Below are 16971 nucleotides of genomic sequence, written 5' to 3'. Positions count from 1 at the left end.
CCCGACGTCTCAGTTGTGGTCCTCGGGAAGGACCGGCAGCGGCAGGACGGCGATGCCCTCGTCGAGAAGCTCTCGCACATCTTCACCCGAGGCTGCACCATAGATGCCCCGCGCCTCGGCCTCGCCGTAGTGGATCTTGCGCGCCTCCTCGGGGAACGCCTCGCCAACGTCCGTCGCACCGGTCACGAGTTCGCTGCGCAACGCGCGGAGCTTCTCCACGACCTCGGTCGGCATCCTGGCCGCTCCGGCGACCTGTCCGCTTGCGGTGGCGGGCTCCGGCCGCTCCCGTGGAGCCACCGCGACACCCGAAGCCCCGTCAGACCTCTCGTCAGGCTGCGCTTGGGCGGTCGTCGGTTCCTCGCCCCGCTCTCCGGCGCCCGCACCGGAAAGCGCCTGCCGCACCGCATCCAGCCGCGCCTCGCGCACCCGCGCGGTCGAGACCGCCGGCGCCATCAGAGCCTTTTCAACGGCGGCCGACCCGCAGGTCGGACAGCTCACCAGGCCCCGTTGGCGCTGGGTCTCGAAATCGTCGTTGCCCCGGAACCACGCCTCGAAGTCGTGGCCGGCATCACAGTGAAGCGAAAAGCGGATCATCCCCGGTCCCTTCCGCCCCCGCGCTGGCCGTTCTCCACGACCTTGAGCACGAAATCGCGCTGGTTGGCGATGGCGGGAATGCGCCCGCGCGCCGCCTCCGCCTCGCCGATGTCGAGATCCGCGACCAGATGGCCGGGCTCGTCATGGTCCAGTTCGGCGATGACCTTGCCCCAGGGATCGCAGATCAGGCTGTGGCCGTAGGTTTCCCGGCCATCCTCATGGCGTCCGCCCTGGGCGGCGGAGAGCATGAAGGCCCCGTTCTCGATCGCCCTGGCACGCTGGAGCACATGCCAGTGCGCCGCGCCGGTCTGGCGGGTAAAGGCCGCCGGCGCGCAAAGCATCGTGGCCCCCGCCCCGGCCTGGGCGCGGAACAGCGCCGGAAAGCGGACGTCGTAGCAGACCGCAAGGCCCAGACGCGCTTGCGGAAGATCGACGACGAGGCTTTCGGTGCCCGGCTGGTAGGTGGCGGATTCCCGCCAACTCTCGCCATTGGCCAGATCCACGTCGAACATGTGGATCTTGTCGTAGCGCGCCAGAAGCCCGCCATCGGGCGCGAACAGGAAGGCCCGGTTGGCGGCCGTCTTCTCGCCGGTGCGAATGGCCAGGGAGCCGATATGCAGGTGGATGCCGAGTTCGCCCGCCAGCCTCGAGAAGGCGGCGACCGCCTCGTCTTCGGCCTCGGGCCGGATCTTGGCGAACAGGTCCGCACGGCTGCGCTCGAGCAGGTTGGTCATTTCCGGGGTCTGGACATACTCCGCCCCGTCCCGCGCCGCCGCGCGTATCAGCTCGCTCGCGGCGGCAACATTCTGCGCCACGTCGCGCGAGCTGCGCATCTGGACCAGTCCTGCCACGAGCCTGCTCATTGCCGTGCTCCCTTTCCGCCTGCTCCGCTCAACCCGCCAGAAGCGCGTCGAGCTTGCCGGCACGCTCCAGGGCCACCAGTTCGTCGCAGCCCCCCACGTGGGTCTCGTTGATGAAGATCTGCGGGAACGTCGAGCCGCCGTTGGTGCGCTGGATCATCTCCTTGCGCAGCTCCGGGTCGAAGGTCGCGTCGAACTCGCGGAAGGACACGCCCTTCTGCTGCAGGAGCGACTTGGCCCGCGTGCAGAAGCCGCACATCTGGCGGGTGTAGATTTCTACGCTCATGATTGCTTTCCGTTTTTGCTCCGACAGGTGCCGGATATAGGGGACCCTCTTGCCGCCGCGCAAGAGGCCGGCCCCTTCGCCTCACGCAGTCGTCACCGGCCGTCCGCGGGTCCAGGGCATCTCATCCGATGGGCGTTTCCGCGCCCGCATGGACGAAGGTGAGCACATCGACGGAGGCAGCACCACCCCGCAACACGGCGCGCGCCGCCGCCTCCACGGTCGCGCCGGTCGTATAGACATCGTCCACCAGCACCACCCTTCGTCCGGTCATGCGCATGGAGCCGTCGTGCGTGGCCACGAATGCCCCGCGAACATTCCTCGCCCGGGCGGCGGCATCGAGGCCGACCTGCCGTTTCGTCGCCCGGCGGCGTGCAAGCGCGAAGGGCGCGACCTCGGCACCGGCGGCCTGCGCCGCATGACGGGCCAGAAGCGCCGCCTGATTGTAACGCCGGCTCCAGTGCCGCAGCCTGTGAAGCGGAACCGGGACCACGAGCGGCGGCCCCGTCTCTTCCGCGCCCGGGGCGAGCAGTTCCGCACCGACGCGGGCCATCCAGCGCCCCATCATGCGCGCGGCGAAGGGATGGTCGTGATACTTGAGCCGCGAGACGAGAATGCGCGCCGGCCCGTCATGGGCGGCGACCGAGCGCAGACGTCCGAACACCGGAGGCCGGGCGATCGCCGACGGAGACACCGCTCCCTCGCCAAGATCATAGGCGAACGGCACGCCGAGACGCTCGCACCAGGGGGGAGCAAGGAACGGCGTTTCGGCCCAGCAGCGCGGGCAAAGTGCCTCCCCGCCGGCAACCAGCCGGTCGCACGAGGGACAGGTGGGCGGAAGCGCCAGGGAAAAGGCTGCGACACCCGCATTCCGGCCGGCCTGAAGCACGCGCCCGAACCCGGCAAGAAGACCCTGCGCCTTGCCACCTCTATCCGCAGCCTGCCGTTCCGCTTCCGCGCTGGCTTCGCTCATTCCCTGTCCGAGCCCCTTGCCGCAGGCGGTCCAAAGGGCCTAATCACGGACCGCCGGTGCAAAGCCTAGCACGTCTCCCGGCAAAGCTTGAGGAAAGGAACGCCATGGCCCCGACACCCGACGACACCGGGACGGCCCGCGAAATCTTCGACCGGCGGCTCCTGGCGCAACGCCGCCGGCGCGCGTTGCAGCGGGGCGTCGAGGGTGCGGACTTTCTTCTCGCCAACGCGGTCGAGGATCTCGCCGACAGGCTCCTGACCGTGACGCGGGACTTCCCGGTCGCCCTCGACCTTGGCGGACACACCGGTCGGCTGGCACGAGCCCTGAACGCGAACCCGCGCATCGGTCGTGTGATCCGCGCCGATCTGTTCGCCGCCGACTCCCACGCGCCGGGATGCGACCTCGTCGTCGACGACGCCTTTCCCCCCTTTGCCGAGGCAAGCCTCGATCTCGTCGTGTCGGTGCTGTCGCTGCATCTCGTCAACGACCTTCCCGGAGCACTGATCCAGATCCGCCGGATGCTGAAGCCCGACGGACTGTTTCTCGCGACGCTGCCGGGCGGCGACACCTTGTTCGAGTTGCGCGACAGCCTGATGCGGGCGGAACTCGAGGTCACGGGCGGAGCGGCCCCCCGCGTCGTGCCCTTCGCCGACACCCGCAGCCTCGGCGCTCTCCTCCAGCGTGCGGGCTTCGCGCTTCCCGTCGCAGACACCGACCGGGTTACGGTGCGCTACGCCGACCTCTTCGGCCTCATTCGCGATCTGCGGGCGATGGGGGCGACGAACATGCTCGTCGAACGCGCGCGCACACCGCTTGCCGGCGCCGTCATCGCACGGGCGGCCGAGATCTACGCGGCCGAGCACGCGGACCCGGACGGACGCCTGCGTGCCACGTTCGACCTGGTGTCCCTGTCGGGCTGGGCACCGCATGAAAGCCAGCAAAAGCCCATGAAGCCGGGAACGGCCAAGATGAGCCTTGCCGACGCGCTCAAGGCGTTCGACGCACCGGATGCGGACGGGAAAAGGAAGCCGGACTGACGCCCGGCGGCATCAGATGATGGAGGACGCCGCCGAAGCGATCACCGCGAAGACATTGTCGTTCATCACGGTCGAAATGGTCGACAGCGCGGTGAGAATGGCAAAGGAGATCAGGCCGACGATCAGGGTGTACTCGATCGCCGTCTCGCCGGTTTCACTCCGCGCAAAATCGGCAAACTTGCCCGACGGGAGCGTACGGACGGCACCGGTTGTTTCGCGAAGAGCCTGCATGAATCGCGTCCTGTCCCTGACATTGTCACGGTGGCGCGCTTTTGCCGCGCTTCGGCCTCAGGCAAGATCGATCAGATGAGGTATGAGCGGTTCGTCCGCGGCCGGCATCGGATAGTCCCGAAGCCGTACGGCCCGCACCCACTTGATCGCCTGCCCTTCCTGGCCGGCCACCGTTCCCGACCATCGTCGGCATACGTACAGTGGCATCAGCAGGTGAAAGTCATCATAAGCGTGACTGGCAAATGTTAAGGGCGCAAGGCACTCTTTCTTAACCGTAATTCCCAGTTCCTCGGCCAATTCGCGAATGAGCGCCTCTTCCGGACGCTCGCCCGGTTCGACCTTTCCGCCCGGGAATTCCCACAGTCCGGCCATCGCCTTGCCCTCCGGCCTCTGGGCGATGAGAACCCGGTTGTCGACGTCAAGCAGCGCGCAGGCCGCGACCAGCACAAGCTTCATGGAAATCCCCGTTTCGTTTCGGCACGCCACGCTAAGGTTTCACTCACCATGACGCGGACAAGTGCTTACGCCGGACCGCGCTCCTCCGGCGGACGGCGATAGTGATAGGCGTAAAGCGGCATGAAGCCGAGCCCCGCGTAGAGCGCGCGCGCCGGTGCATTCTCCGCCGTGACCTGCAGCCACGCCGTCCTTGCGCCGAGTTCCCGGGCCAGGGCGAGACACGCCCTGACCATCTGTCGGCCAAGTCCGCGACGCCGGGCGACGGGCGCGACGGCCACGTCGTAAATGCCGGCAAGCGGACCGTCGACGATGGCGATCGCTACGCCCAGAACCTGCCCCTTGCCGTCATGCGCCACGAGACAAAGGCGCGGGCCGACCACGCGCGACAATGCCGCGCCAAGACTTGCCAGCGCCTGCGGCGTCACCGCCTCGGCACGTGTTCCCCCCGACGCGGCAAAGGCCTTGAGCCACTGGTCAAGCGGGACGTCGGACACGCGAATGCCCTGCGAGGCATCCTCCACCGGACCTTCGGCAAGCGACAGCGTCCAGACGTCCGTTTCGCCCTCCCGGCTCCAGTTTCCGCTGTCCGCGTGATCGATGACCTGCATGGGCGTCAGCGGTGTCACGCGCAGATGGAAGGGAACGCCGTTGCGGGCGAAATGCGCCCGCGCGGCGGCAAGCCGGGCCGGCACGCCGGCCCCGTCAGCAGGGTCATGTATATTGAGCGAGTTGACGCGCCGCGCCGGATTTCCCGGCGACAGGCGCACCAGCCACGCGCCATCGAGATGCAGCCGGTCGCTCGGGAAGGCGTTCACATTGGCCTGCTCGATGGCCGTGACCAGCGCACCGCCTGCGGCAAAACCGTCGTTCACGAGCGATAGTCGCCGTTGATCGCGACGTATTCCTTCGTGAGATCGCAGGTCCAGACGCTGGACGCGCCCTGTCCCAGGCCGAGATCGACCCGGATCGCGATCTCCTGCTCGCGCATGACGGCGGACGCCGCCTCCTCGGAGTAATCGGGATCGCGCTCCCCGTCGACGGCGACCCGCACGTCGCCGAACCAGATCGCCAGCCGGTCGCGGTCGGCCGGTTCACCGGCCTTGCCCACCGCCATGACGATGCGGCCCCAGTTCGCGTCCTCGCCGGCGACCGCGGTCTTGACCAGCGGAGAATTGGCGATCGAGAACGCGATCCTGCGCGCCGAGATATCGCTTTCGGCCCCCGTCACCGTGATCCCGACGAACTTGCGCGCCCCCTCGCCGTCCTTGACGATCATGTGGGCGAGATCGCGCATCAGCGCGGCAAGCGCCTCGCGGAACCCGGCCAAGCGCGGATCCGTGGCATCCTCGATGCGTACTCCGCCGGCCGCCCCGGTCGCGAACAGGAGCACCGTGTCTGAGGTCGAAGTATCGCCGTCGATGGTGATGGCGTTGAACGTGTCGCCGACCGCGCCCGACAGAAGCTCCTGAAGGGCCGCCGGTGCGATGGATGCATCCGTGACGAGGAAGGACAGCATGGTCGCCATGTCCGGCGCGATCATGCCCGCTCCCTTGGCGATGCCGTTGAGCGTCACCGTGGTGTCGCCCACCTTCACCTGGCGTCCGAGCGCCTTGGGGTAGGTGTCGGTGGTCATGATCGCGCGGGCCGCGTCCTGCCAGCTCCCCGCCTTCGCGCCACCGACGAGCCCGTCGATCACGCCGGAGAACTTCTGCGCCGGAAGCGGTTCGCCGATCACGCCGGTGGAGGCAAGGAACACCTCGCCCGGCGCGCAGCCGACGGCGGTCGCGGCAAGGCGGGCGGACAGCTCGGTCGCCTCCTTGCCCTTCTTGCCGGTAAAGGCATTGGCATTGCCGGAATTGACGAGCAAGGCCCGCGCCCGTCCGCCGGCGAGGCTGTCACGGCACCAGTCGACGGCGGCCGACGGGCAGCGCGAACGGGTGAAGACACCCGCCACGTCCGCCCCCTCGTCGAACACCATCATCAGCACATCGGTGCGCCCGGCGTACTTGATTCCGGCCTGAGCCGTGGCAAATCGCACGCCCCCGACCGGGGGAAGCTCGGGATAGGCGGACGGGGCCAGCGGAGAGACGGCAGTCGACATCGGGCGCGCTCCTCGAGTGCGGAAGATCTGGTGCCGGGAGCCTTGCCCGAACCGCCTTGGCGAAGCAAGTCCCTTGCCCCCATCCGCAAGCATCGTCCCCCGTCAGCGGGCCGGATGCATGAAAGCGAAAAACCGCCGATACAGGAACGGGATGATGCCCCAGATCATGGCAAGAACCACAACGGGCACGAGGATCAGCGTGCGCTGCCACACGTCCCAGCCCGTCGTTATCGGCTGGATCATGTAGAGAAGAAGCGTCACCAGCGGGTAGACGCCGGCGAAGACGAGAAGCGCGAAACGCGGGCGCGAGAGCACCGGCGCGGCCTTGGCGGAAGAATGGGTCGAGGAGGAATGGCTCATGGGTTGCTCCACTATGGCGCCTGGATCGGACGTCTGTTCGCGGGCATGTCGGATCACACCAAACGAAACGATCCGTTTCGTTACGCTTATCTATACGGACCGTTTCGTATCGTCAAGAGGGCTGCTAACCTGATATGACTCACGCGGTTGGTCCGTCGATGCTGGCGGGAAGAGGGCTGCGAAGGGACGGACGATGACCGACGGCACGCAGGATACGGACGGGACGGACGCTGAGTCGAGCGCCCAGCGCACGTCCATAGGCGCAAGACGAAATCCGGCCACGGCGGAGGCGATCCGTCTGGCCGCGACCGAAATCCTTGCCGAAAAAGGCTATGCGGGCTTCTCCGTGGAGGCCGTGGCGCGGCGGGCCCGCGCCGGCAAGCCGACCATCTACCGGTGGTGGCCCAGCAAGGCCGAACTGCTTCTTGACGTCTATCACCGGCAGAAGACGGGCATGCCGGAGCCCGATACGGGCTCAGTGATCGAGGACCTGACGATCTATCTGGACGCGCTTCTGCGCATCTGGCGCGAGACGCCGTCGGGCACGGTGTTCCGCTCGCTGATCGCCGAGGCCCAGACGGACAGTGCCGCCGCGCGGGCGCTCAGGACCTACCTGGACCAGCGGCTCGACCAGAGTGCCGCGATGATCCGTCGCGCCCGGACCCGCGGCGAGGTCGCCGAAACCGTCGACCCGCTGCTCGCCATGGAGCTCGTCACCAGTTTTGCCTGGACCCGTCTCGTGACGGACCGGCTCGATATGGAAACGGCCGCCGTGAGGGCGGCCGTCTCGCTGTTCGTGGAAAGCTGGCGGGCCTGACCCGCCGGCCGGCTCAGTCGGTCTTCTTGGTCTCGCCGTCCGTTTCGGCGGCGCCCTTGTCGTCCGTGGCCTCTTTAGCGCCGAACACCTCGATTTCGGTCGAGGCCTTCAGGTCTTCCATGACCTTGGCATACCGTTCGCGCAGGAGCTCCTGGCGAAGGCGCTCACGCACCTCGTCCAGCTCCGGCGCCGGCTGCTTGCGAACGTCCTCGAGCTTGATGACGTGCCAGCCGAACTGGGTCTGCACAGGCTCCTTGGTGAACTGGCCGACCTCGAGCGCGAAGGCCGCGTCGGCGAATTCCTTGACCATGCGGCCCTTGGTGAAATAGCCGAGATCACCGCCGTTGGGGCCGGACGGTCCGGTCGACTTCTCCTTGGCCACCTCGGCGAAGTCCGCGCCGCCCTCGAGGTCCTTGATGATCGCCTCGGCCTCTTCCTTCGTTTCCACGAGGATGTGGCGGGCGTGACGCTCCTCCTCGCCGGCATAGTCGGCGAATTCCTTGTCGTAGGCGGCCTGGACGTCGGCGTCGGTGATCTTCTGCTCGACCTCGCGCGCCAGATAGGCGTTGCGAAGCGCGCGGGTCTTGAGGAACTCGACCTGGCGCTCGAACTCGGGCTCCTTGTCGATGCCGGCCGCGCGTGCCGCGTTGGCCATCACCTGCATGTCGACCATGACGTCGGTGAGCACGCCGCGCCACTGGGTCGGCGGCACCTGGCGGAGCTGGTCGGCGAAATCACGCGACGCGAAGGCGATGTCGGCCTCGGTGATGGTCGTGTCGCCCACTTTGGCGACCGCATCGCCCGGCTCCTGGGCCTGGGCCGGAGCGGCCGCGCCAAAGGCAAGTGCCAGGGCAAAAAGCCCCCCGGCGAGGGTTCGGCCGCTGATGGCGCTCGGGTGACGTGTCATTCTATCTCCTTCCACTGGATGGACGCGGTCTGCCCGGGGGCGTTCCTGGACCCGCGGCCGGCCGCGGCGCGCGCACACTGGCGCAAAAGACGCGGCGTTGACAACCTTCCGACCCCCTCTTATCTCTCGAACGGCCCGGCCGGTCGGCCGAACGGCTTCTTGTCGAGCGTGCGTCCCTCTCCCCTCCCATTGCGGCGGATCTGAGGCTGGCACGCGCCCGTATCGTCAATCTGATCAGTGGATCGCCGCCTGCTCTTAAGAACATCCGGGCGGCAGCCGCGTGAAGCATAAGGACCGCCACATGGCCGGCCTCGGCGCACTCGCCAGAAAGCTTTTCGGAAGCGCAAACGACCGCCGCATCAAGCAGATGCGAAGCAGGGTCGCCGCCATAAACGCGCTCGAGGAAGAGGTGAAGGGGCTGAGCGACGACGAGTTGCGCGCCCGCACCGCGACCTTCCGCGAGGAACTGGCGACCGGCAAGAAACTGGACCACATCCTCGAGCCCGCGTTCGCCACCGTGCGCGAGGCCTCGCGCCGCGTCCTTGGCCAGCGGCACTACGACGTGCAGCTCATCGGCGGCATCGTGCTGAATTCGGGACAGATCTCGGAAATGCGCACCGGTGAGGGCAAGACGCTGGTCGCGACCCTGGCCGTCTATCTCAACGCCCTTGAGGGCAAGGGCGTTCACGTCGTCACCGTCAACGACTACCTCGCCAGCCGCGATGCGGAGTGGATGGGCCGGATCTATCGCTTCCTCGGCCTCTCCGTCGGCGTCATCGTCCACGGGCTGAGCGACGAGGAGCGCCGCGCGGCCTATGCCGCCGACGTGACATACGGCACGAACAACGAGTTCGGCTTCGACTACCTGCGCGACAACATGAAATACGACCGCGCCTCCATGGTGCAGCGCGGACACAATTTCGCGATCGTCGACGAGGTGGACTCGATCCTCATCGACGAGGCGCGCACGCCGCTCATCATCTCCGGCCCCCTCGAGGACCGCAGCGAGTTCTACAACACCGTCGACGCCTTCATCCCGATGCTGTCGGACGAGGACTTCGAACTCGACGAGAAGCAGCGCTCCGCCACGTTCACCGAAAGCGGCAACGAGCGCGTGGAAACCCTGCTGCGCGAGGCGGGACAGCTCAAGGGCGACGGCCTCTACGACGTGGAGAACGTGTCCATCGTTCACCACCTGCAGCAGGCGCTGAAGGCCCACAAGCTGTTCCAGCGCGACAAGGACTACATCGTGCGCAACGGCGAGGTCGTCATCATCGACGAGTTCACCGGCCGCATGATGCCGGGCCGGCGCTATTCGGAGGGCCTGCACCAGGCACTCGAGGCCAAGGAGAAGGTGGCGATCCAGCCCGAGAACCAGACGCTGGCCTCGATCACCTTCCAGAACTACTTCCGCCTCTATTCCAAGCTTGCCGGCATGACCGGCACGGCCGACACGGAAGCCGAGGAATTCGCCAACATCTACGGCCTTGAAGTGGTCGGCATTCCCACCAATCTCGCCGTGCAGCGCATCGACGATGATGACGAGGTCTACCGCACGGTCGAGGAGAAATACGACGCCATCGTCGAGCTCATCGACGACTGCAAGGGCCGGGGCCAGCCGGTGCTCGTCGGCACCACCTCCATCGAGAAGTCCGAACTTCTCGCCGCCCGCCTCAAGAAGGCCGGCTACAAGCAGATGGACGTCAACGACCCCGACGCCTTCAAGCCGCTGTTCACCGATGACGGCATCACGAAGGCCAAGGTGTTCGCCGTCCTGAACGCGCGCTACCACGAGCAGGAAGCCACGATCATCTCCCAGGCCGGCGTGCCCGGCGCGGTGACGATCGCGACCAACATGGCCGGTCGTGGCACCGACATCCAGCTCGGCGGCAGCGCCGACATGCGCATCGAGCACGAGCTCGGCGACCTGCCCGAGGGCGAGGAGCGCGCCGCGCGCGAGGCCGAGATCCGCAGCCAGATCGAGGCCCGCAAGCAGCGCGCGATCGAGGCCGGCGGCCTCTACGTGATCGGCACGGAGCGCCACGAGAGCCGGCGCATCGACAACCAGCTGCGCGGCCGTTCGGGCCGCCAGGGCGATCCCGGCCACTCCAAGTTCTTCCTGTCGCTGCAGGACGACCTGATGCGCATCTTCGGCTCCGACCGCATGGACGGAATGCTGCAGAAGCTGGGCCTGAAGGACGGCGAGGCCATCGTCCATCCCTGGATCAACCGGGCGCTGGCCAAGGCGCAGCAGAAGGTCGAGGCGCGCAACTTCGACGTCCGCAAGAACCTGCTCAAGTTCGACGACGTCATGAACGACCAGCGCAAGGTCGTGTTCGACCAGCGCATCGAGCTTATGGACGGCGAGGCGGTCGCCGAGACCGTCGCCGACATGCGCCACGACGTGATCGAGGACATGGTCGCCCGGCACATTCCCGAAAAGGCCTATCCCGAGCAGTGGGACACCGAGGGACTCGAAGGAGAGGTGCGCCAGTATCTCGCGCTTGACCTGCCGGTGCAGGACTGGGCCCGCGAGGAAGGCATCGCCGACGAGGAGGTCATCGACCGTCTCAAGAAGGCCGCCGACGAGGCCATGGCCCGCAAGGTCGCCCAGTATTCGCCCGACATCATGCGTCAGGTGGAAAAGGCCGTCCTCCTGCAGACGCTCGACCACCTGTGGCGCGAGCATCTGGCCAATCTCGACCACCTGCGTTCGGTGATCGGCTTCCGTGGCTACGCCCAGCGCGATCCGCTGCAGGAGTACAAGACCGAGGCCTTCACCCTGTTCGAGGGCATGCTGGCCAACCTGCGTCAGGCGGTCACGGCACAGCTCATGCGTGTCGAGCTGGTGCAGGACACTCCCAACCTTGAGGAACAGCAGCAGCTTCCCGAGATGCACGCCGAGCACCGCGATCCGCTCACGGGCGAGAACGAGTTCGAGGGCGAGCCGGCTCCCCAGCTTGCCGGCGGCGCGCGCGACCCGAACGTTCCCTCGACCTGGGGCAAGGTCGGACGCAACGAGCTCTGCCCCTGCGGTTCTGGCAAGAAGTACAAGCACTGCCACGGGTTGCTTTCCTGAGCCTTGCAGCGCGGAACAATGTGAATACGGCCGGGCGGGAGGAATTCCCGTCCGGCTTTTTTGTCCGCGAGGCAGCAGCTCCTGCCCGCGATTGATCCCGCCCGACGCCACACGATATGAAGAAGCGATCGCGCGGCATGCCGCCGCCCGTCGCGGGAGGAGCCATGCGCACGCGCCCGGAGCTTGAGGAGATAGAGGACTGGCTGATCCGCGAGGCGCTCGGCAGTCCGGACATATCCGCCCTGTTCGCGGGCACCTGCGAGCGTCTTCGCTCCCTGGGGATTCCGATCGTTCGCGCAAATCTGGCCTGGGCCACCCTTCATCCGCTCGTCGACGCCGAAGCGGTGCTGTGGACCCTGGATGAGGGCGCGCGCTTCGAGCAGTACCGTCATGAGCATGGCGAGGGCGCGGAATGGCTAGACAGTCCGATCCGGGCCTTGATCGTCAGCGGCGAGGACCGCCTGCGGCGCAACCTGGCTGCCGCCAACACGGATCCGGGCTTTCCCCTGCTGCGCCGCCTGCGTGACGAGGGACATACGGATTACCTTTTGATGCGCACGGGCTTCGACCTGCCCAACACCAACGAGACGGGCGCCTCGGGCATGATCGCGAGTTGGGCGACGCGCGCGCCCGATGGCTTCGACGCCCGTTCGGTGGACGACGTCGAGTACCTGCAGATCCGCCTGGCGCTGGCGGCCCGCTCCACCATCCAGACACGCATAGCCAGCACGCTTGCCGAAACCTATCTGGGGCGCCGTGCCGGCCGCCACGTGCTGTCCGGCAAGATCCGCCACGGGGACGGGGAGGCCCTGGAGGCGGTGATCTTCTATTCCGACCTGCGCGATTCGACCGGCCTTGCCGACCGGCTCCCGCCGGACGTCTACCTCGCGCATCTCAACACCTATTTCGACGCGGCGGCGGGCGCCGTGACGGAGGCCGGCGGCGACGTGCTCGACTTTATCGGCGACGCGATACTCGCCGTCTTTCCCATCGAGGTCGACGGCTTCGAGGCCGCCGCGTCGCGCGCGCTTCAGGCTGCCGAGACCGCGCTGGTGCGCATGGATCAGGCGGCACAAGGGACCTCTCTTCCCCTGCGCTGCGGCATCGCGCTCTCGCACGGGTCCGTGATGTTCGGCAACATCGGCGTCGCGGACCGCATGACCTTCTCGGTCATCGGCCCCACGGTGAACGCGGCCGCCCGCATCGAGCAGATGACCAAGACGCTGGCGAGCCCGCTTCTGGTCACATCGGAGATCGCCGCCGTCGCGCCCGGACGCTTCGAACGGCGCGGAAGCTACCCGCTCGCCGGTTTCGGCGCCGAGGTCGAACTTTACGCTCCACGGGGTCCGGTGACGCCGTGAACGCGGTTCTTACCCGCTTCGCCTCCCCTCCAGAGAACTGACAGTCTGTTCATATTTTTGTCATTGTGCGACAAGCCATTATCGACGTTGCGTCAGTTTGACTCACCAACCGCTGGCTGCGTTTCTTGCTCTTGTCAGGAACTGCAGTGCCGGACATGATCGTCTCGCTTTAGGGAGGAGCCATGCTGTTTCGTGCCATAGACGGCTTGAACGAGGTGGTCGGACGCGTCATCAGCGTGCTGGCCATCGTCTTCGCCGCGATCATCATTTACGACGTCATCATGCGGTATGCGCTGAACGCCCCGACACGCTGGGCGTTCGACGTGACAAAGCAGCTTTTCGGATTCTATTTCGTGCTGCTGGGGGGCTATGCACTGCGCCATCAGGCGCATGTGCGGGTCGACCTGATCACGGGCGCCCTGCGCCCGCGCGCCCGGCGCATTGTCGAGGCGGCGGGCTACCCGCTCTTTTTCTTTCCCTTCGCATGGGTATTCCTCGAGCAGTCGTGGATTTTCGCCGCCCGGTCCTGGAACCAGGGCGAGACGACCTACGGCGCCGTCCAGCTCCCCGTGTATCCGCTGAAGATGGCCATGTGCCTCGCGGCGGGTCTGCTGCTGCTGCAGGGCATTTCGGAATTCCTCAAGCTGGTCCTGGACCGGGAAGACGTCGTACGCCATGACGCCTGAACTCATCGCGGCCGCCATGTTCGGAATGCTCCTTCTGGGGCTGTTCATGGGGCATCCGCTTGCCTTCGTCCTCGGCGGTGCCGCGGTCGCGGGCACCCTCCTCGCCGGCAAGCCCATGCTGCTCGGCATCGTCGTCAACCGCATCTACGGCGACGTTCTCGACAACTACACGCTGATCGCGATCCCGCTCTTCGTGCTGATGGCGCGCTTCCTGTCTGATTCCGGCGTCACCGACCGCATGTTCGAGACCTTGCGCCTGCTCATGTCGCGGGTGCGCGGCGGCCTGGCGCTCGCGGTCGTCTTCATCTCGATCCTGCTTGCGGCCACCACCGGCATCATCGGCGCGTCGATCACGGTCATGGGCGTCATGGCACTGCGTCCCATGCTGCAATACGGCTACAGCGCGAGGCTCACCACGGGCGTCATCGCCTCCTCGGGCTGCCTCGGCATCCTCATCCCGCCGTCGATCATGCTGATCCTGATGGCGAGCTACTCGCCGCTTTCGGTGGGCGAGCTCTTCGCCGGGTCCATGGTTCCAGGCGTCCTGCTCGGCCTGCTCTACGCCGGATATGTCGCCCTGATCGCCATCCTGCGTCCCGACCTCGCACCCTCGGTCGAGCCCGACGAGAAGGTCGGGCGCGCCGAGTTGCTGCGCCTTCTCGCCTTCGAGGCGGCACCGCCGCTCGTGCTGATCCTGGGCATTCTCGGAAGCCTTCTGGCCGGCATCGCCACTGCCACGGAGGCCTCCGCCATCGGCGCCTTCCTGGCACTCGGCATCGTCATCGTGCGCGGCAAGTTCCAGATGAAGACCTTCTATGGCGCGCTGCTGGAGACGGGCCGCACTTCGGCGATGATCCTGTTCATCGTCGTCGGGGCGACAGCCTTCACGGGCGTGTTCAACATCACCGGCGGCCTGCGTGCCGTGCAGGAGATCATCCGCAGCCTCGACATGGAGCCCTGGGCCCTGATCGCCATGATGATGGTGATCGTGTTCCTGCTCGGCGCCTTCCTCGACTGGACGGGCATCGTGCTGCTGTCCTTCCCCATCTTCCTGCCCATCGTGCAGGAGATGAACGTGAGCCTTCTGTGGTTCGTGGTGCTGATGGCCGTCGTGCTTCAGACCTCGTTCCTCACCCCTCCATTCGGCTATGCGCTGTTCTACCTGCGGGCGATAGCCCCACGCAGCGTGTCGACCGGAGACATCATCATCGGCGTCCTGCCCTTCGTGGGACTGATCGTCATGATGTGCCTGCTGGTGGCCCTGGTCCCCGACCTCGTGACCTGGCTGCCCAGCGTTCTCTATGCAAGCAACTAGACGGGAGGAGACGTCATGCTGAAGACATCCCTGAAATACGCCGCAAGCCTTGCCGTGCTCGCCACCGTGGCGGGCCCCGCCCTGGCGCAGGAAAGCTGGACGATGACCACCACCTGGCCGTCGTCCCTGGAGCTGATCGAGACCGACAAGCATTTCGTCGATCTCGCCAACAAGCTCACCGAGGGCGAACTGACCATCGACTTCTACGAGGGTGGCAGCCTCGTTCCCTCGGGCGAGGTGTTCGGCGCCGTCGAATCCGGCTCCATCCAGGCCGGCGGCGACTGGCCGGGGTACTGGGCCGGCCGCGATCCCGCGTTCTCGCCGCTTTCCACCACCGCCAGCCTGTTCAACGCCGTCGACTACGTGAACTGGATCAAGCAGTGGGGCGGTGACGAGCTCTACATGGAGACCTACGGCAAGTTCGGCATGGTCTATCTGCCCTACGGCGTGACCAACAACGAGTCCGGCTTCCGCACCAACGCGCCGATCCGCAACCTCGAGGATCTCCAGGGCAAGCGCCTGCGCCTGTCCGGCCTCGAGCAGGGCCGCCTGCTGGAGAAGCTCGGCGGCAGCCAGGTCTCCATGGCCGGTGGCGAGATCTACCAGTCGCTGGAGCGCGGCGTGATCGACGGAGCCGAGTTCTCCACGCCGAACGTCGACTATTCCGGCGGCTTCCAGCAGGTCACCAAGTACTGGTCGACCCCGGGCTGGCACCAGTCGGCCTCGGTCTTCGGCGTGATGATCAACAAGGCCGCCTGGGACGCGCTGTCACCCGAGACCCAGGAGAAGCTGAAGATCGCCGCCGACGCAACGCTTCTGTGGTCGCTCGCCTTCACCGAGAAGCGCGCCAACGAGGCCTACGCCAAGTTCCAGGAAGCCGGCACCGAGATCACCCGCATGGATGACGAGACGCTGGCCAAGATCCAGGAAATGGCCAACGAGGTCATCGTGGAGACCGCCTGCGAGACCCCGTCCTCGGCGAAGGTCTATCTCAGCCAGCTCTCCTACCTGGAGGACTATCGCGGCTGGCGCGAGGCGTCCGCGCCGTTCAATCTCGGCCGCACCCCGAACGGTCCGGACATCGAGAAGATCCGCGCCTGCGCCGAAAAGTAAGCGGCACACCTGCCGGCGGAGCAATCCGCCGGCACTGTCTCGCGACCTGCAGGCCGGAAACCTGCAAGCCAGAAACGATGAAAGCCGGCCCCGGGGCCGGCTTTCGCATTTGAGAAGAAGCCCTTCCAGGTCGGTCAGGACCCGAAGCGTCGAGACCATTACTGCTTGACGACCACCCTGGCGCCGACCTTGACCTTTTCATACAGGTTCTCGACGTCCTCGTTCAGCATCCGGATGCAACCCGACGAAACGGCCCGGCCGATCGACCAGTCCTCGTTGGTGCCGTGGATGCGATACTCGGTGGAGCCGAGATAGAGCGCGCGGGCGCCCATCGGGTTCTTGGGGCCGCCGGGCATGTAGGAGGGCAGCTTGCGGCCCTTCTTGCGCTCGCGAACGATCATTTCCGGCGGCGGCGTCCAACCCGGCCACTTGGCCTTGCGCGTCACCTTCTCCGTGCCCGACCAGCCGAAGCCCTCGCGCCCGACACCGATGCCGTAGCGCATCGCCTTTCCGCCCGGCATCACGTAGTAGAGATAGCGGTCGCGGGTGTCGACGATCACCGACCCCGGCTCCTCGGAAGTGCGGTAGCTCACCACCGTGCGCTTGTACTTCTCCCGCGCGATCTTGCCCGCCGCTTCCGGCGTGATGCTGTATTCCTGCCAGCTCCGGCTCACCGGATCATAGAAGCGCCCGCTCTGGGCCTGCGCGGCCCCCGTCGCCAGGCCGAGCGTGACAACCGCGCCCACCAGTCCCGTCCAAAACCGCATGACATCTCCTCGCTGTCCGGCCCGTGTAACG

The 16971-nt window shown here is 66.7% G+C and carries 18 protein-coding genes; 7 read left to right on the top strand and 11 right to left on the bottom strand.

What is annotated here, in order from left to right; all coding sequences use genetic code 11:
- Positions 1-9: 9 nt before the first annotated feature.
- The 4 genes from ACYX4S_RS19610 to ACYX4S_RS19595 all read right to left on the bottom strand — a co-directional run bounded on the left by ACYX4S_RS19610 (position 10) and on the right by ACYX4S_RS19595 (position 2710).
- Positions 10-594, bottom strand: a complete 585-nt coding sequence (locus ACYX4S_RS19610) for a DUF1178 family protein (RefSeq protein WP_476361407.1) — start codon at positions 592-594, stop codon at positions 10-12.
- Positions 591-1457, bottom strand: a complete 867-nt coding sequence (locus ACYX4S_RS19605; RefSeq protein ID WP_293722203.1) for a carbon-nitrogen hydrolase family protein — start codon at positions 1455-1457, stop codon at positions 591-593. The genes ACYX4S_RS19610 and ACYX4S_RS19605 overlap by 4 nt, the downstream gene beginning before the upstream one ends.
- 28 nt (positions 1458-1485) lie before the next feature.
- On the bottom strand, positions 1486-1743 hold the full coding sequence (gene grxC / locus ACYX4S_RS19600) for a glutaredoxin 3 (protein WP_476362896.1): 258 nt from the start codon (positions 1741-1743) through the stop codon (positions 1486-1488).
- 118 nt (positions 1744-1861) lie between these two features.
- Positions 1862-2710: a ComF family protein gene (locus ACYX4S_RS19595; protein WP_476361406.1), complete on the bottom strand. Its 849-nt coding sequence runs from the start codon at positions 2708-2710 to the stop codon at positions 1862-1864.
- A gap of 104 nt (positions 2711-2814) precedes the next feature.
- Here ACYX4S_RS19595 and ACYX4S_RS19590 point away from each other — a divergent pair, with 104 nt between their 5' ends.
- Positions 2815-3747, top strand: coding sequence for a methyltransferase domain-containing protein (locus ACYX4S_RS19590; RefSeq protein ID WP_476361405.1), 933 nt, complete (start codon positions 2815-2817; stop codon positions 3745-3747).
- Positions 3748-3759: 12 nt separating this feature from the next.
- Here ACYX4S_RS19590 and ACYX4S_RS19585 read toward each other — a convergent pair whose 3' ends face one another.
- From ACYX4S_RS19585 to ACYX4S_RS19565, 5 genes are all read right to left on the bottom strand, one after another.
- On the bottom strand, positions 3760-3978 hold the full coding sequence (locus ACYX4S_RS19585; protein WP_476361404.1) for a Flp family type IVb pilin: 219 nt from the start codon (positions 3976-3978) through the stop codon (positions 3760-3762).
- Between the two features lie 57 nt (positions 3979-4035).
- Positions 4036-4434, bottom strand: a complete 399-nt coding sequence (gene mutT, locus ACYX4S_RS19580; RefSeq protein WP_293722211.1) for an 8-oxo-dGTP diphosphatase MutT — start codon at positions 4432-4434, stop codon at positions 4036-4038.
- A gap of 65 nt (positions 4435-4499) precedes the next feature.
- Positions 4500-5306, bottom strand: a complete 807-nt coding sequence (locus tag ACYX4S_RS19575) for a GNAT family N-acetyltransferase (RefSeq protein ID WP_476361403.1) — start codon at positions 5304-5306, stop codon at positions 4500-4502.
- A complete protein-coding gene (gene argJ, locus ACYX4S_RS19570; RefSeq protein WP_476361402.1) occupies positions 5303-6535 on the bottom strand; it encodes a bifunctional glutamate N-acetyltransferase/amino-acid acetyltransferase ArgJ in 1233 nt (410 codons plus the stop codon). The genes ACYX4S_RS19575 and argJ overlap by 4 nt, the downstream gene beginning before the upstream one ends.
- 102 nt (positions 6536-6637) lie before the next feature.
- Positions 6638-6895 carry a putative antibiotic biosynthesis monooxygenase gene (locus ACYX4S_RS19565; RefSeq protein ID WP_293722214.1) on the bottom strand — a complete coding sequence of 86 codons (258 nt, stop codon included), beginning with the start codon at positions 6893-6895 and terminating at the stop codon, positions 6638-6640.
- 193 nt (positions 6896-7088) lie between these two features.
- On the opposite strand from ACYX4S_RS19565, the gene ACYX4S_RS19560 reads away from it, so the two are divergent.
- Positions 7089-7712: a TetR/AcrR family transcriptional regulator gene (locus ACYX4S_RS19560; RefSeq protein WP_476361401.1), complete on the top strand. Its 624-nt coding sequence runs from the start codon at positions 7089-7091 to the stop codon at positions 7710-7712.
- Positions 7713-7725: 13 nt separating this feature from the next.
- Here the strand turns inward: ACYX4S_RS19560 and ACYX4S_RS19555 are convergent, their stop codons facing one another.
- Positions 7726-8619 (bottom strand): peptidylprolyl isomerase, encoded by an 894-nt coding sequence (locus ACYX4S_RS19555; RefSeq protein ID WP_476361400.1) that lies wholly within the window; start codon positions 8617-8619, stop codon positions 7726-7728.
- Between the two features lie 301 nt (positions 8620-8920).
- Here ACYX4S_RS19555 and secA point away from each other — a divergent pair, with 301 nt between their 5' ends.
- The 5 genes from secA to dctP all read left to right on the top strand — a co-directional run bounded on the left by secA (position 8921) and on the right by dctP (position 16173).
- Positions 8921-11698: a preprotein translocase subunit SecA gene (gene secA / locus ACYX4S_RS19550; RefSeq protein WP_476361399.1), complete on the top strand. Its 2778-nt coding sequence runs from the start codon at positions 8921-8923 to the stop codon at positions 11696-11698.
- A gap of 164 nt (positions 11699-11862) precedes the next feature.
- Entirely contained in the window at positions 11863-13059 is a 1197-nt protein-coding gene (locus ACYX4S_RS19545; RefSeq protein ID WP_476361398.1) for an adenylate/guanylate cyclase domain-containing protein, read from the top strand.
- Positions 13060-13241: 182 nt separating this feature from the next.
- Positions 13242-13745 carry a TRAP transporter small permease subunit gene (locus tag ACYX4S_RS19540; protein ID WP_293722222.1) on the top strand — a complete coding sequence of 168 codons (504 nt, stop codon included), beginning with the start codon at positions 13242-13244 and terminating at the stop codon, positions 13743-13745.
- Entirely contained in the window at positions 13735-15060 is a 1326-nt protein-coding gene (locus ACYX4S_RS19535; protein ID WP_476361397.1) for a TRAP transporter large permease, read from the top strand. The genes ACYX4S_RS19540 and ACYX4S_RS19535 overlap by 11 nt, the downstream gene beginning before the upstream one ends.
- 15 nt (positions 15061-15075) lie before the next feature.
- The gene (gene dctP / locus ACYX4S_RS19530; RefSeq protein ID WP_476361396.1) at positions 15076-16173 is read left to right on the top strand and encodes a TRAP transporter substrate-binding protein DctP; all 1098 of its coding nucleotides are present in this window, start codon (positions 15076-15078) and stop codon (positions 16171-16173) included.
- A gap of 158 nt (positions 16174-16331) precedes the next feature.
- Here dctP and ACYX4S_RS19525 read toward each other — a convergent pair whose 3' ends face one another.
- Positions 16332-16940 (bottom strand): L,D-transpeptidase, encoded by a 609-nt coding sequence (locus tag ACYX4S_RS19525; RefSeq protein WP_293722228.1) that lies wholly within the window; start codon positions 16938-16940, stop codon positions 16332-16334.
- Positions 16941-16971 lie beyond the last annotated feature (31 nt).

The organism is Stappia sp. ABD4_338, from assembly GCF_056312175.1.
The sequence above is the reverse complement of the archived record's forward strand: the minus strand, read 5'-3'. Positions and strand labels throughout refer to the sequence as shown.

Bases quoted from the DNA above. Each gene is read 5' to 3' on its own strand.
- ACYX4S_RS19605 (WP_293722203.1), bottom strand. From the start codon at position 1,457: ATGAGCAGGCTCGTGGCAGGACTGGTCCAGATGCGCAGCTCGCGCGAC.
- argJ (WP_476361402.1), bottom strand. From the start codon at position 6,535: ATGTCGACTGCCGTCTCTCCGCTGGCCCCGTCCGCCTATCCCGAGCTT.
- mutT (WP_293722211.1), bottom strand. From the start codon at position 4,434: ATGAAGCTTGTGCTGGTCGCGGCCTGCGCGCTGCTTGACGTCGACAAC.
- ACYX4S_RS19545 (WP_476361398.1), top strand. From the start codon at position 11,863: ATGCGCACGCGCCCGGAGCTTGAGGAGATAGAGGACTGGCTGATCCGC.
- ACYX4S_RS19585 (WP_476361404.1), bottom strand. From the start codon at position 3,978: ATGCAGGCTCTTCGCGAAACAACCGGTGCCGTCCGTACGCTCCCGTCG.
- ACYX4S_RS19555 (WP_476361400.1), bottom strand. From the start codon at position 8,619: ATGACACGTCACCCGAGCGCCATCAGCGGCCGAACCCTCGCCGGGGGG.
- ACYX4S_RS19595 (WP_476361406.1), bottom strand. From the start codon at position 2,710: ATGAGCGAAGCCAGCGCGGAAGCGGAACGGCAGGCTGCGGATAGAGGT.
- dctP (WP_476361396.1), top strand. From the start codon at position 15,076: ATGCTGAAGACATCCCTGAAATACGCCGCAAGCCTTGCCGTGCTCGCC.
- ACYX4S_RS19540 (WP_293722222.1), top strand. From the start codon at position 13,242: ATGCTGTTTCGTGCCATAGACGGCTTGAACGAGGTGGTCGGACGCGTC.
- ACYX4S_RS19610 (WP_476361407.1), bottom strand. From the start codon at position 594: ATGATCCGCTTTTCGCTTCACTGTGATGCCGGCCACGACTTCGAGGCG.
- ACYX4S_RS19560 (WP_476361401.1), top strand. From the start codon at position 7,089: ATGACCGACGGCACGCAGGATACGGACGGGACGGACGCTGAGTCGAGC.
- secA (WP_476361399.1), top strand. From the start codon at position 8,921: ATGGCCGGCCTCGGCGCACTCGCCAGAAAGCTTTTCGGAAGCGCAAAC.
- ACYX4S_RS19590 (WP_476361405.1), top strand. From the start codon at position 2,815: ATGGCCCCGACACCCGACGACACCGGGACGGCCCGCGAAATCTTCGAC.
- ACYX4S_RS19535 (WP_476361397.1), top strand. From the start codon at position 13,735: ATGACGCCTGAACTCATCGCGGCCGCCATGTTCGGAATGCTCCTTCTG.
- ACYX4S_RS19565 (WP_293722214.1), bottom strand. From the start codon at position 6,895: ATGAGCCATTCCTCCTCGACCCATTCTTCCGCCAAGGCCGCGCCGGTG.
- ACYX4S_RS19525 (WP_293722228.1), bottom strand. From the start codon at position 16,940: ATGCGGTTTTGGACGGGACTGGTGGGCGCGGTTGTCACGCTCGGCCTG.